A 13,086-nucleotide genomic window follows, 5' to 3' on the forward strand; every position below is an offset into this window, starting at 1 on the left:
CCTGCGCCTACCTGCGCCAGAACAAGTGGTGCGTCACTCCGCTCGGGCTCGGCACGACCTCCAGGTGGTAGCGGTCGACCAGGTCCTCGGGTGAGTTCCAGAGCCGCACCCCCGACCCGAGCTTCAGCGGCACCACCGCCACGTGCAGCGTGTCCACCAGGCCCGCCTCCAGGAACTGGCGGACGATCGTGGGACCGCCGCCGAGCCTGACGTCCTTGCCCTGCGCCGCCTCCTTCGCCTGCTCCAGGACCGTGGCCGGGTCGCCCGCGACGAAGTGGAACGTGGTGTCGGAGAGCGTGAAGGACGGGCGCTCGTGGTGGGTCATGACGAAGACGGGCGTGTGGAACGGGGGCTCGTCGCCCCACCAGCCCTGCCACTCGTGGTCCTGCCAGGGGCCCCGCTGGGGGCCGAACTTGTTGCGGCCCATGATCTCGGCGCCGATGTTGTGGGAGAAGTCGCGGGTGAAGTAGTCGTCGAGGCCGCGGGTCCCGCCGGGGTCCGTGCGGTTCGGCCAGCTCGCCGTCGCGCCCGCCCACGCGGACATCTCCCGGGGGTCGGCGTGGCCGAACGGCCGCTCCAGGCTCTGGCCCTCACCGGTGCCGAAGCCGTCCTGCGACAGCATGAAGTTCTGGACCTTCAGCAGCTGCTGCCGCTCCTGTTTCCGGTTCACGTCGTCCTCCTGAGTGTGTACGCGCGTACGACATTCAGACCCGGCGGGCCGCCCGAACTCATCGCTGAGTCCCTTTTGAAGACAGGCTCTAGCTGTAGATGATCATCGAGCCCTGCGCCAGGCTCCGTGTCGCCGCCGCGTGCAGGCCCAGCCAGACGTGGCGCTCCCGTGCGAAGGGGCTCTGGTCCGGCGGGGACGGGGCCGCCGGTTCCTCCAGGGACGTGGGGGCCGACGGCGGGGCCGGGGCCAGCGGGGGGTTCGCCGGGTCTATGCCGATCGACGGGGCGACGTACTCCAGCTCGCGCAGGAGCGCGTGGGAGGAGCCCAGCGGGCCGCCGCCCGCGAGGAGCTCGTCGTTGGAGAGCGGGGCCGGGAAGTCCACGGGGACGTACGCGCCCGCGTGGTCGTAGTGCCAGACCAGGTGCGACTGCTGGGCCGTGGCGTCGAACATCTCCAGGAGCTGTTCGTAGTCACCGCCCAGTTCGTCCACGGGCGTGACCTCCAGGCCGCAGATCTGGAGGAGGTAGGCGCGGCGCAGGAAGTGCAGCGCGTCGTAGTCGAAGCCCGCGACCGGGGCGACGTCGCCGGACAGGCCCGGCATGTAGGCGAAGACCGGCACGGGCGGGAGGCCCGCCTCGTGCAGTGCCTTGTCGTAGACGGCGAGCTCTTCCGCGAACGGATTGTCGGCGCTGTGGCACAGCACGTCGACGAGCGGGACCAGCCACAGGTCGCAGGCCAAGAAGGTCTCCTCGGGTCGGGTGGGGCGGCGGCAAGTACGTACGGGATGTACGGGATGTACGGGACTGCAAGGGCGTGCTGACGACGGCAGGGGACGGAACGTAGCCTCGCGTGCAGGCAGCGTAGTCGGGCCTCCCGTCCCCTAAGTGCCCTTGCGCAGGTCCCATATCCATACGCCGTCTACCCACTTTCCGGGACGCCCAAGGAGTGCGTCCACGGTCGTGCGCAGTTCTCCGTCGTTCTGCTGCGGGGCCAGCACGAGGAGGCCCGCCTTCCAGTACTCCAGGTCCTGGCGGACCGCCTCGCGCCAGGCGGGCGTGACCTCGGGGACGCGGCCCGATGAGCGGACGTCCCGCAGGAGGTTCGAGGTGTTGCGGGGCGAGGGGCCGTAGATGCCGATGCGGTCCGGGCCCCAGGGGCCGTTGAAGTAGCCGCCCGGGATGCGGAAGCCCAGATCGGCGTCGACCTGCCAGTGCAGGCCCTCCGCGTTGGCGGGGTCGGGGACCGGCACCGGGACGAGCGTCTCGCCCTCGCCCAGGTACGTGCGCCAGGTGCCCTGCGCGATGAACGGCGGCACGTCGACCCGGTCCACGGCCTTCAGCGGCGCCGGGAAGACCGGCAGCAGCGCGAGGGCCACGGCCGCCACCCCCGCGAACCGGTGTGCGCGCCGCGGAGCGAGCAGCAGGCGGGCGAGCGCCAGCGCGAGCAGCATGCCGAGCGCCGGGGCGCACACCATCGCCACGCGCGACTCGATGACGGACTCGAAGAGGGGCCGGTCGGAGAGCGCGGCCCACGGTCCCGGCAGGACGACGTCCGTCAGCGGAATGCGGAACTTCGGTCCGAGCGAGAGCAGCGCGGCCGCGAGCACGGTGAACGCCAGCGCCTTGACCACCGTGCGCTCCCAGAGGCGTACGACGATCGCGAAGGCCAGGGCGGCGAGCGGCCAGCCGTAGAAGGCGTTCTGCTCGGTGGGGTTCATCGCGAGGTGGTCGGCGGTCTCGTGGCTGCCCGCGAGCGAGCGCTCCGCGAAGGAGAAGAAGGCGAGCGGGCTGTTGCCCGCGTTGTCGCCGTGCAGCACGCTCTTGTAGCTCTGCGGCCCGAAGAACTGCCAGTAGAGGGGGAAGGCGACCAGCGGGATCGTGACCGCGAGGGCGATGGCGAGGCCGCGGGCGAGTGGGCGCCAGGCGGCCCGCGCCACGTCCCTGCGCACGGCCGCGTAGGCGAGGGCGAAGAGCAGCATGCCGAGCGCCGCGAGGAGGAGCGGCTCCTCGCCCAGGAAGATCTGGTACGTCGTGAAGAGGCCGAGGACGACTCCGTCGCGGACGACCCGGGTGCCCTCGCAGAGCCGCAGCGCCCTCTCGATGATCAGCGGGATCATGAAGAGGACGATGAAGTTCGGGTGGGCGTTGGCGTGGCTGACCATCGGGGGCGCGAACGCGGCGAGGGCCGCGCCGACGGCGGCGGCGCCCCGGTGCGGGACGAGGCGTCTGCGGATCAGCACGTACCAGCTGACGGCCGTGGCGGCGAGGCCGCCGGTCATCGCGACGTTCAGGGCGACCGCGGGGCCGAGGAGCCAGGTCACGGGGGCGAGCGGCACGGAGAGGCCGAGCATGACCGTGTTGGCCATGAGGTTCACGCCGTCCGGGACGTTCTGGAGGGTGGTGAACAGGGGGTTGCTGAAGTGGCGGACGTTGTCCGCCGTCACCGCGAAGAACCACTCCCACTGGTTCTGGTCCTGGAGGGAGTCGGGGATGTAGCGGTGGGCGGGCGCGACCCAGCGGCCCGAGTAGAGGGTGACCGAGAGGGCCAGGAAGAGGAGCGCGACCAGGAGGTCGGCGCGGCGGACCGAGCGGGCCTTGAGCGTGGTCAGCTCGGCGAGGACCTTCACGTAGTCGAGGGGCCTGACCTTCGAGCCCTCCTGGTGCGACCAGCGCACGGGCACCTCGGCGACGGGCCAGCCCGCCCGCCGGAAGTACTGCAGTATCTCGACGTCGATGCCCCAGCCGTGCAGCCGGGACGCGGCGAACGCCTCACGGGCCCGGTCCCCGTCGAAGAGCTTGAATCCGCACTGGGTGTCGCGGATGCCGGGGACGGCGACCGTGCGTATGAGGAAGTTGCCGGTACGTCCCAGCAGCTCGCGCAGGCGGTGCTGGTGGGCGCCGATGGTCGCGCCGGGGCGGGCCCGGGAGCCGATCGCGGCCGCGTGGCCGTCGGTGAGCGCCTTGTCGAGGTGGTCGAGCTCCTCGATGGGCGCGGCGAGGTCGGCGTCGGTGACCAGGACACGGCGGCCGTACGAGGCGAGGACGCCGAGCCGCAGGGCGTGGCCCTTGCCGCGGTTGCGGCCGCCGCGCACGAGCTGGACGCGGGGGTCGGCGGCGGACGCGTCCGCGGCGATCTCCGCGGTGCGGTCGGTGGAGCCGTCGTCGACGACGATCAGCTCCCAGGCGCCCCGGTACGTGGTTTCGAGGTGGTCGCGGAGCGCGTCGAGCGTGGGGCCCAGGCGCTCCTCCTCGTTGTAGGCGGGAACGACGACGGACAGGTCCACGCTCATGCAGCGGCCAGCCGCTCGATGAGGGACAGGGAGTGCGCGTTGTACTCGATGACGATTCCGTGGGCCGCCTCCGGGTCGCGGCGCACCAGGGCGTCGACGAGCTCCGTGTGCCGGGACCAGAGCAGACCGCGCAGGTCACCGCCCTTGATGTCGGTCCAGCGGCGGAGGTGGGTGACCGCGCAGACCCAGGACTTCACGCGCAGGCGGTGCAGGAAGTCGGAGAGGTAGGGGTTGCCGAAGAGGGCGCTGAGCTCGCGCCAGAAGCGGAGGTCGTAGCCGATCAGGACGGTCAGGTCGCCCGCGCAGGCCGCGCGGGCCGCCTCCTCGCCGCGGCGGCGCACGGAGAAGAGGGCGTCCGAAACGTCACTGCGGGCGCCGTGCGCCGCGAGGTCGCGGAAGATCCCGTCGGCGACGAGGCCGCGGGCCTCCAGCATGGAGCGGTAGTCGTCCAGGGTGTGCTCGTGGACGCGGAAGCCGCGGTGCTGGTCGGCGTCCAGGAGGCCCTGGGCGGTGAGGTTCACCAGGGCCTCGCGGACGGGGGTCGCGGAGACGCCGTACTGCTCGGCGATCTCCTTGACCGTGAACTCCTGCCCGGGCTCCAGCCGACCGGCCAGGACCTCGTCGCGGAGCGCGTCGGCGATCTGCTGGCGCAGTGTGCTGCGGATGACGGCGGGGCCGTCGGTGCCGGGCATCTGTTTCCCTCACGGAGTCTGACGTGGTCGTCTTACTTATGAGCACGTCAGACTACGTGGTCGGGTTCCCCGGCTGGAGGGAGTGGCTCGGCTACGCCGTGTGCTCGTCGGCCACCGACAGAGCCGCGTCCAGGGCCGCCAGGCCCTCCTTCGCCTCCGTCTCCGTGATGTTGCACGCGGGGACCACGTGGGTGCGGTTCATGTTGATGAAGGGCCACAGGCCGTGCTTCTTCGCCGCCGCGCCGAACGCGGCCATGGGGGCGTTCGCCTCGCCGGTGGCGTTGTAGGGCACCAGCGGCTCGCGCGTCTCCCTGTCCTTCACCAGCTCAAGGGCCCAGAACATGCCGACGCCCCGCACCTCGCCGACCGAGGGGTGGCGCTCGGCGAGCTCGCGCAGGCCCGGCTCGATGACCTGGGCGCCGAGGTTCGCCGCGTGCTCGACGATGCCCTCCTCCGCCATGACGTTGATCGTGGCGACGGCGGCGGCGCAGGCCAGCGGGTGGCCGGAGTAGGTGAGGCCGCCCGGGTAGGGGCGCTTGGCGAAGGTCTCCGCGATCTTTCCGGAGATGGCGACGCCGCCGAGCGGCACGTATCCGGAGTTCACGCCCTTGGCGAAGGTCAGCAGGTCCGGTGTGACGTCGAAGAGGTCGGCGGCGAACCACTCGCCGGTGCGGCCGAAGCCCGCCATGACCTCGTCGAGGATGAAGACGATGCCGTACTTGTCGCAGAGCGCGCGGACGCCCGCGAGGTAGCCGGGCGGGGGGATCATGATTCCGGCCGTGCCGGGCACCGTCTCCAGGATGATCGCGGCGACGGTCTGCGGGCCCTCGAAGACGATGGTGTCTTCCAGGTGCTGGAGGGCGCGCTCGCACTCCTGCTGCTCGGTCTCGGCGTAGAAGCGGGAGCGGTAGAGGAACGGCGCCCAGAAGCGGACGACGCCCGCCGTGCCGGTGTCGGAGGCCCAGCGGCGCGGGTCGCCGGTGAGGTTGATGGCCTGGTGGGTGCCGCCGTGGTAGCCGCGGTAGGCGGCGAGCACCTTGGGGCGGCCCGTGTGCAGACGGGCCATCCGGGTGGCGTGCTCGACCGCGTCGGCGCCCGCGTTCGTGAAGAAGATCTTGTCCAGGTCGCCGGGGGTCCGCTCGGCGATGAGGCGTGCGGCCTCGGAGCGGGCCTCTACGGCGAAGGCGGGCGCGAACGTCGTCATCGTCGCCGCCTGCTCCTGGATCGCGGCGACGACCTTCGGGTGCTGGTACCCGATGTTGGTGTAGACGAGGCCGCTGGTGAAGTCGAGGAAGCGGTTCCCGTCGTAGTCCCAGAAGTAGGCGCCCTCGGCACCGGCGATGGCCGGCGGGTCGATGAGCTCCTGTGCGGACCAGGAGTGGAAGACATGTGCGCGGTCCGCGGCCTTCACGGCGGCGCCGACCTGGGGATTCGGCTGAGGGGTCATGGGCCCGAGGGTAGATGTCCAGGGAGTGGACGGGACATGGGCGTGTTGTCTTGCGTAGGGGGAGGAACCCGACACGTTGTCTGGCCGGGGGGCCTTGGGGGGTGTTCGTCTGCGGGGCTGTGGGGGGTTCTCGCGCAGTTCCCCGCGCCCCTGGGGGGGTGACCGAGGGGTTTTGACTGCGGGCCGGTGGGGGTTTCTCGCGCAGTTCCCCGCGCCCCTGGGGAGGTGGTCGAGGGGATTTGGCTGCGGGCCGGTGGGGGTTGCTCGCGCAGTTCCTCGCGCCCCTGGGGGGTGGCCGGGGGGGTTGGCTGCGGGGCTGTGGGGGTTTCTCGCGCAGTTCCTCGCGCCCCTGGGCAAGACCCCTGGTCCTCATCCGCCAGGGGCTCCGGACTGCCCGCGCCCGCACGGGGGCGTCCAGGAGGTCCACCCAGGGGCGCGGGGAACTGCGCGAGCAACCCCCACCGGGCCGCACGGGAAGGGCTCAGTCGTCGTCCGTGTCGGGGACGACCTTTGCCCGGGGGCCGTCCGGGGTGCAGCGGATCTCGTAGGGGAGGTCGTCCTGCTCGTCGTCGTCGCCGGGCTCCGCCTCCAGGCGGACCACCGCCGCGGGGCCGCGCTCCACGTCGTCGTCGATGTGGAACCCGTCGGCCGGGCTCCAGGAGATGAGGCGGACGGTGCCGTCGGCACGGCACTCCACCGTGGCGGCGCCGCCGGTGAAACGGACCGTGGATCGCTCGGGCGAAGGGTCGGAGGGCGGCTCCTGGGATGTGGGGGGTGGGGGTGAGGGTGAGGTCGGTGGGGACGGAGACGGAGGCGGGGCCGTGGACGATGCCGCCAAGGCCCTCCGTACCGCCGCCTCGTCCAGCGGACGACTGTGCGCCGCATCACCCGCACCGTCCGAACTCGCCAACTGCCAGGCGCCCAGCGCCCCCGCGGCCGTCCCCACGGCCACCCACGCAGCCGTGACGACCGCGCTTCGCCACTTCCTCATGCCGCCACTGTGCCGCATCGTTTCCTAACGCCCGGTTAAGGCCCCGGTTAAGGTTCCGCCCCGCCCCTGACTACGGTGGTTGTATGGCGCATCTTCTCGTCGTCGAGGACGACCCCCAGCTCCGCGGCGCGCTGGTGCGGGCCCTGCGCGACCGGGGCCACGCCGTGGCGACCGCGCCGAGCGGCATGGCGGGTCTGGACGCGGCGGTGACCAGCCGCCCCGACCTGGTCGTCCTCGATCTGGGACTGCCCGACGTCGACGGGGCGCAGGTGCTGCGCATGCTGCGCGCGGTCAGCGACGTCCCCGTCATCGTGGCGACGGCCCGGGACGACGAACCGGAAATGGTCACGGTCCTGGAGTCCGGGGCGGACGACTACATCGTCAAGCCGTTCGGCGCCGCCCAACTGGACGCCAGGATCAAGGCCGTGCTGCGCCGCCTCGGCGTGACCGAGACCGAGGAGCCGCTGCGGGTGGGCGCCCTCTCCATCGACCCCGCGTCCCGTGAGGTCACCCTCGACGAGGCCGCCGTCGACCTCACGCCCCGCGAGTTCGACCTGCTCGCCTATCTCGCGCGCCGCCCCGGCCAGGTCGTCTCGCGCCGCGAACTGCTCGCCGAGGTCTGGCAACAGCCCCTGGGCGGCGCCGACAAGACGGTCGACGTCCACCTGTCCTGGCTCCGCCGCAAGCTGGGCGAGACGGCCCAGCGCCCCCGCTACCTGCACACGGTCCGCACCGTGGGCGTCAAGCTCGCGGCGCCGGGCGAACAGGCACCCGGCGAACCGGCACCCGGCGAACAGAGCCCCGCCTGATGCGCCGCAGCCTCCTCCTCCTGACCGCGGCGACGACCGCCCTCGTCCTCACCGCGCTCCTCGTCCCCCTCACCCTGCTGACCCGCAGCCACGCCGCGGACCGCGCCACCGCCGAGGCCACCGCCCGTGCCCAGTGGGTGGCCCACGCCCTCGGCCCGGCCCTGGCGACCGCGGACGAGCGGGAGACGGCCGAGCAGACGGTGGAGAGCGTCAACGGAAAGGGCCTGGCGAGCACGGAGCTGATCCTCGCGGACGACCGCGTCATCGGCCCGGACCCCCGCCCCCGGAACGGGCCCGCCGTCACGGACCCGGTGCGGCTCGCCCGTACGGGCCGCGCCTTCACGTACGAGACCAGCTCCGGCGGCCGACTGGTCCTGGTCCCCGTGCAGGGCGCCAAGGACGGCACGGCGGTGGTCCAGGTGACGCTCACCGAGCGGCAGTTGTACGCGGGCACGCTGGCGTCCTGGCTCGTGCTCGCCGGGATCGGCGTGGGCCTCGTCCTCCTCGGGCTGCTCCTCGCCGACCGGCTCGGCGCCCGCCTCGTCGGCGCCACGCGCCGCCTCGCCCGGACCGCGGACCGCCTGGCCGCGGGGGACCTGACGGCCCGCGCGGAACCGGAGGGGCCGCCCGAGCTGCGCCTGATCGCGGGCGAGCTGAACCGCCTGGCCGCCCGCATCGACGAACTCCTCACCGCCGAACGCGAGAACGCCGCCGACCTGGCGCACCGCCTGCGCACCCCGGTGGCCGCCCTGCGCCTGGACGCGGAGACCCTCCGCGACACGGACGAGGCCCACCGCATCGCCGCCGACGTCACGGCCCTGGAGCGCAGCGTCGACGACGTGATCCGCAAGGCGCGGCGCCCCCTGCGCGAGGCGCCGCGCGCGGACCTGGCGGCGGTGGCGCGCGAACGCGCCGCGTTCTGGGCCCCGTTGGCCGAGGACCAGAACCGCGACGCCCGCACCACGACGCCGGACGACGAGATCTACGTACCCGTACCTGCGGACGAACTCACCGCCGCCCTCGACACGTTGATCGGCAACGTCCTGGACCACACCCCCCAGGGCACGGCCTTCTCCCTCACGGTCCGCCGGACACCCGGAGGCGAGGCGGAGCTGACCGTCGCCGACGAGGGGCCCGGCTTCCCCGACCCGGGGACCGCCCCCGGCCGCGGCACGAGCGGCGCGGGCTCCACGGGCCTGGGCCTGGACATCGCGCGCCGCACGGCCGAGGAGGCGGGCGGCCGCTTCGAAACGGCCCCGGCCACGGACACCTGCTCCGGCACCGGCACCGGCTCCCGCATCACTCTGACGTTCCCGCCCGCGCCGCCCGGGGGAACGCCGTCCGCACCGCCCGCGCCCACTTGTTGATGCCCAGCTCGGGCCGGACCGCGGCATACCCCCCGCAGTACTTGGTGAAGTCCGCGGCCCGCACCCCGAACCGGTGCAGCACCCGGTCGGCCTCCGTCAGATGGCCCTTGGTCTTGGTCTCCACCAGCACGAGACCGCTGTCGGCGGCGGCGCTGCGCCCCGTCACCGTGTCCCGCACGACGAGCCCCGCGTCACATGTGATGCGCTGCCCGTCGGCGACGAAGGTGGCCCGCTGGTAGTCGGTGACGAGGGAGGGGACGAGCCCGTCCGGCGCCTCGATGCCGTACGACCCCCGCAGCACACCGGCGAGGAAGCCGAGTCGCACCGCGTCCAGGGCGTGGTCGTCGCCCTCCAGGCGCTGGCGGTGCTTGACGGTCTCGCCGCGCCCGCTCTTGAGCTTGATCTCGAACTGCCGCTCCCCGCTGTCCTGGTAGATCCGCTCCCGGATGCGGTAGCGGAGCCGTCGGCCCTGGCGGTGGTCGTGGAAGGTGCCGAGGTCGGGGGTGTCGTAGTACGTCGAGTGGTAGCGGAACCAGCGCTTTCCGCCGATGCTGAGCGCCCGGAAGGGGCCGCCGGACCGGCGGGGGTCGGTGAGCAGCGCGGCGAGGTCCTCGAATATCTCGACCGGCACGAGGTAGCTGTTGTCGAAGCGGGCGAGCAGCTCCGCCCTGGCGTTGACCTCGTCCAGCGCGATGGGGTGCGCGGCGGTGGCGGCGCGGCCGATGGCGCGTACGGCGGGGTTCACACGGTCTCCTTCGGGTGGTCGGGGGCGATCGTGCGGGACCTGGTCGTGCGTCGTCGTACCGTCAACTCCCGGGATGTAACAGAAGGTTCCGGCTGGCGGAAACGTACTTCCAGGACCATGAGGTCACGTACGTAATCGACTTCCTGGACGGTCCATCCGAGCGGTTCGCCGAGCCGCCGCGCGAGCTCGGCCCGCAGGGACTCCTCGTCGCGGTGGACGGAGTCCAGGGTGACGACGGTCCGCCGGTCGCGCGCGAAGAGGCGGGGGTGGTCGGCGCCGTACATCACGGCGAGCAGGACACCGGCGAGGAGCGCCGCCACGGGCAGCCCGAGCGCGGGCAGACCGCAGAGCAGGCCGAGCACGAGGGTGATGAAGTAGTACGCGACCTCCTGGTGCTGCAGCGCGTCGGAGCGCAGCCGCACGATCGAGAGCACCCCGAAGAGCCCGAAGCCGAGGGCGAGCCCGCCGTCGCCGCCGACCGTCCCGAGCCCGGCGACGATCGCGAACAGCGCCACGTTCAGGGCGAGATACGCGGGGACGAGCTCACGCCTGCGGTGCCGCGGATAGAAGACGCCGAAGGTCAGCAGGGCGACGGCGGCCAGGTCGAGCGCCAGGTGGGCGCAGAGGGTCAGTGTGCTGTCCATGCCGAGGACGCTAGGGAGCGGGGGGTTAAGGCCGCCCCTCGTGGGCGTTAAGGAACGTCGCGGCATCTTCATTGACAGCATGCTGTCGTTTTGACAGCATGCTTACGTACGCACCGCACGTACCGCACGCAGACAACGGAGGCCCTCATGTCCCGCAAGCCCGTGCACCTGGCCCTCTACGACACGTTCGCCGACTGGGAGACCGGCCACGCCACGGCCTGGCTCGCCCGCTTCGGCTACGAGATCCGCACGGTCGCCCCGACCGCCGAACCCGTCGTCTCCATCGGCGGCCTCCGGGTCCAGCCCGACCTCTCCCTCGCCGAACTGCGCCCCGAGGACAGCGCCCTGCTGATCCTGCCGGGCGGCGACCTGTGGGACACGGGCGACGACCTCGCCCCGTTCGCACGCACGGCCCGCGCGTTCCTGGCCGCGGGCGTGCCGGTGGGCGCCATCTGCGGCGCCACGGCGGGCCTCGCCCGCGAGGGGCTCCTCGACGACCGCACGCACACCAGCGCGGCGTCGATGTACCTGGCGGCCACGGGCTACAAGGGCGGCGAGCGGTACGTGGAGACGGACGCGGTCACCGACGGCGACCTGATCACGGCGGGCCCGACCGAGCCGGTCGCATTCGCCCGCGAGATCTTCGGCCGCCTCGGCGACGTCCTCGACGACGAGAAGCTCGACGCGTGGTTCCGCCTCTTCCACGACTCGGACCCGGCCGCGTACGAGACGCTCAACTCGTGAGCCGCGACCAGCAGGACCTGCTGAGCCGCACGGCCCTGACCGTCTTCCGCCTCAACGGCCAGTTCCTCACCGCCTCCGAGGAACTGGCGAAACCCGCGGGGCTCACCGCGGCCTGGTGGCAGGTGCTCGGCGCGGTGCTGCGCGAACCGCTGCCGGTCGCGGGCATCGCCCGCGCGATGGGCATCACGCGGCAGAGCGTGCAGCGCGTGGCGGACCTCCTGGTGCGCAAGGAACTCGCCGAGTACGTGCCGAACCCGGCCCACCGCCGCGCCAAGCTGCTCCGGCCGACGGAGGAGGGCAGGGCGGCCGTGGCGCGGATCGAGCCGGGCCATGCGGAGCTGGCGGCGCGGCTGGCAGAGGCGCTCGGCGAGGACGGGTTCGCGGAGACGGCACGGGTGCTGGAGCGCCTCGCCATGGTCCTGGACGACATGACGGACGTGACGGACGGCGTGACGGACGGCGTGGCGGACGGCGTCACGGAGCCGTAGGGAGCAGCAGCGGTACGAGGGCGCGGGCGAACTCCGCCGGTTCCGCGCTGGCGCCCACGTGGTTGCCGGGCATGTCGATCAGGGGCCGGCGCAGCAGTGCGGCCAGGGCGTGGGCCGCCCGACGCGCCATCTGGTGGTGGCTCGTCGACCCGGCGCACACGGTCAGTCCGGCTCGGCGCAGGGCCTCGGTGTCGGGCTCGTAGAAGACGCTGGGGCCCGCCATGCGGCCGAGGAAGTAGCGGTTCTTGTCGAGTTCCGCGGGCGGCAGCTCCGGCAGCTCGACATGCGCGGGCGGCACCTGGTCCGGGCGTGTGTGGTGGGCGGCGCCGCTCAGGTCGACGAACTCCTGCACGGCCCGCTGGGGGTCGGCCGCCGCGACGGCGAACGCGGACGCGGCGCGCTCCGCGAGGGTGTCGTCGTCCAGGAGCGAGATCAGGGGCGGCTCGTGCAGTACGGCCGTCCCGACGAGGCCGGGATGCCGCTTGGCCAGTTCGAGAAGGGTCACGGCCCCGCCGCTCGTACCGACGAACAGGGCGGGCGCGCCGGTGAACGTGTCGACCAGGGCGGCCAGGTCCTCGGCGAGGACTTCGGGCGTGGGCTCGGCCATTCCGTGCGTCGGGCGACTGGCGCCGATGCCGCGGGGGTCGTGGGTGACGACGGTGAACTGCCCCGCGAGCTCGTCCGCGAGGGCGGCGAATCCGCCTCGTCCCACCGGCGCGCCGACGAGGAAGAGCAGGGGTCCGTCCCCCTGGACGGCGTAGGCGATCGTCGTGTCGGGCCGCTTGAGGAACTGCGGCGAGTCGGCTGCTTGATCGGTGTAGTCCGCGATCTTGCGGGTGATCACGTCGAGGGCACGGTCCAGTGCGTCGCGGCGGTCCTCGACGCGACGGCGGTGCGCCGCGAGCAGTTCAAGGCGCAGCCGCGACGGGTCGGCGACCTCGGCATCGGCGTCGGCGCCGGTGAACTGCGCGATGTCGGCCAGGGGCATCCCCGTCTCGCGCAGGTGGACCAGCATGCGGATCAGGTCCACGTCGGCGGCGACGTACTGACGGCGCCCTGCGGTGTCGCGCCGGGGGGCGGGCAGGATCCCCTGCCGCTCGAAGTACCGCAACGTGTCGGGGTCGAGACCGGTACGCGCGGCGGCCTCCCCGATGCCGAACCGCTCTTCCTCATCGCTCATGGGGCAAGCCTCGGACCTGG

13 protein-coding genes are annotated in these 13,086 nt (G+C 72.7%); 4 read left to right on the forward strand and 9 right to left on the reverse strand.

Going from position 1 to position 13,086, the window contains the following annotated elements; genetic code table 11:
- Positions 1 to 7: 7 nt before the first annotated feature.
- The 6 genes from ABZV77_RS24230 to ABZV77_RS24255 all read right to left on the reverse strand — a co-directional run bounded on the left by ABZV77_RS24230 (position 8) and on the right by ABZV77_RS24255 (position 7,089).
- Positions 8 to 622, reverse strand: a complete 615-nt coding sequence (locus tag ABZV77_RS24230) for a dihydrofolate reductase family protein (protein ID WP_356261590.1) — start codon at positions 620 to 622, stop codon at positions 8 to 10.
- A gap of 136 nt (positions 623 to 758) precedes the next feature.
- Positions 759 to 1,409, reverse strand: coding sequence for a hypothetical protein (locus ABZV77_RS24235; RefSeq protein WP_356260499.1), 651 nt, complete (start codon positions 1,407 to 1,409; stop codon positions 759 to 761).
- Positions 1,410 to 1,550: 141 nt separating this feature from the next.
- On the reverse strand, positions 1,551 to 3,959 hold the full coding sequence (locus ABZV77_RS24240; RefSeq protein WP_356260500.1) for a dolichyl-phosphate beta-glucosyltransferase: 2,409 nt from the start codon (positions 3,957 to 3,959) through the stop codon (positions 1,551 to 1,553).
- A complete protein-coding gene (locus tag ABZV77_RS24245) occupies positions 3,956 to 4,651 on the reverse strand; it encodes a GntR family transcriptional regulator (RefSeq protein WP_356260502.1) in 696 nt (231 codons plus the stop codon). Before ABZV77_RS24245 ends, ABZV77_RS24240 begins: the two co-directional genes overlap by 4 nt.
- Positions 4,652 to 4,742: 91 nt before the next feature.
- Positions 4,743 to 6,098: an aspartate aminotransferase family protein gene (locus ABZV77_RS24250; protein ID WP_356260504.1), complete on the reverse strand. Its 1,356-nt coding sequence runs from the start codon at positions 6,096 to 6,098 to the stop codon at positions 4,743 to 4,745.
- Between the two features lie 481 nt (positions 6,099 to 6,579).
- Positions 6,580 to 7,089, reverse strand: coding sequence for a hypothetical protein (locus ABZV77_RS24255; RefSeq protein ID WP_356260506.1), 510 nt, complete (start codon positions 7,087 to 7,089; stop codon positions 6,580 to 6,582).
- A gap of 83 nt (positions 7,090 to 7,172) precedes the next feature.
- Between ABZV77_RS24255 and ABZV77_RS24260 the strand changes: the two genes are divergently transcribed.
- Positions 7,173 to 7,898, forward strand: a complete 726-nt coding sequence (locus tag ABZV77_RS24260; RefSeq protein WP_356260509.1) for a response regulator transcription factor — start codon at positions 7,173 to 7,175, stop codon at positions 7,896 to 7,898.
- A complete protein-coding gene (locus ABZV77_RS24265; protein WP_356260512.1) occupies positions 7,898 to 9,265 on the forward strand; it encodes a HAMP domain-containing sensor histidine kinase in 1,368 nt (455 codons plus the stop codon). The genes ABZV77_RS24260 and ABZV77_RS24265 overlap by 1 nt, the downstream gene beginning before the upstream one ends.
- Here ABZV77_RS24265 and ABZV77_RS24270 read toward each other — a convergent pair.
- Both ABZV77_RS24270 and ABZV77_RS24275 read right to left on the reverse strand, forming a co-directional pair.
- Positions 9,198 to 10,010: a VTC domain-containing protein gene (locus ABZV77_RS24270; protein ID WP_356260515.1), complete on the reverse strand. Its 813-nt coding sequence runs from the start codon at positions 10,008 to 10,010 to the stop codon at positions 9,198 to 9,200. The genes ABZV77_RS24265 and ABZV77_RS24270 overlap by 68 nt on opposite strands.
- Complete coding sequence (locus ABZV77_RS24275; RefSeq protein WP_356260518.1) at positions 10,007 to 10,654, reverse strand: DUF4956 domain-containing protein; 648 nt, start codon at positions 10,652 to 10,654, stop codon at positions 10,007 to 10,009. Before ABZV77_RS24275 ends, ABZV77_RS24270 begins: the two co-directional genes overlap by 4 nt.
- Positions 10,655 to 10,801: 147 nt before the next feature.
- Here ABZV77_RS24275 and ABZV77_RS24280 point away from each other — a divergent pair, with 147 nt between their 5' ends.
- Together ABZV77_RS24280 and ABZV77_RS24285 are read left to right on the forward strand one after the other, a co-directional pair.
- Positions 10,802 to 11,398, forward strand: a complete 597-nt coding sequence (locus ABZV77_RS24280) for a type 1 glutamine amidotransferase family protein (protein ID WP_356260521.1) — start codon at positions 10,802 to 10,804, stop codon at positions 11,396 to 11,398.
- Complete coding sequence (locus tag ABZV77_RS24285) at positions 11,395 to 11,886, forward strand: helix-turn-helix domain-containing protein (protein ID WP_356260524.1); 492 nt, start codon at positions 11,395 to 11,397, stop codon at positions 11,884 to 11,886. Before ABZV77_RS24280 ends, ABZV77_RS24285 begins: the two co-directional genes overlap by 4 nt.
- Here ABZV77_RS24285 and ABZV77_RS24290 read toward each other — a convergent pair.
- Positions 11,873 to 13,066: an alpha/beta fold hydrolase gene (locus ABZV77_RS24290; protein ID WP_356260526.1), complete on the reverse strand. Its 1,194-nt coding sequence runs from the start codon at positions 13,064 to 13,066 to the stop codon at positions 11,873 to 11,875. The two genes, ABZV77_RS24285 and ABZV77_RS24290, sit on opposite strands and share 14 nt — an antisense overlap.
- Positions 13,067 to 13,086: the final 20 nt, after the last annotated feature.

It is taken from the genome of Streptomyces sp. NPDC004732 (assembly GCF_040609235.1).
Lineage (GTDB): Bacteria > Actinomycetota > Actinomycetes > Streptomycetales > Streptomycetaceae > Streptomyces.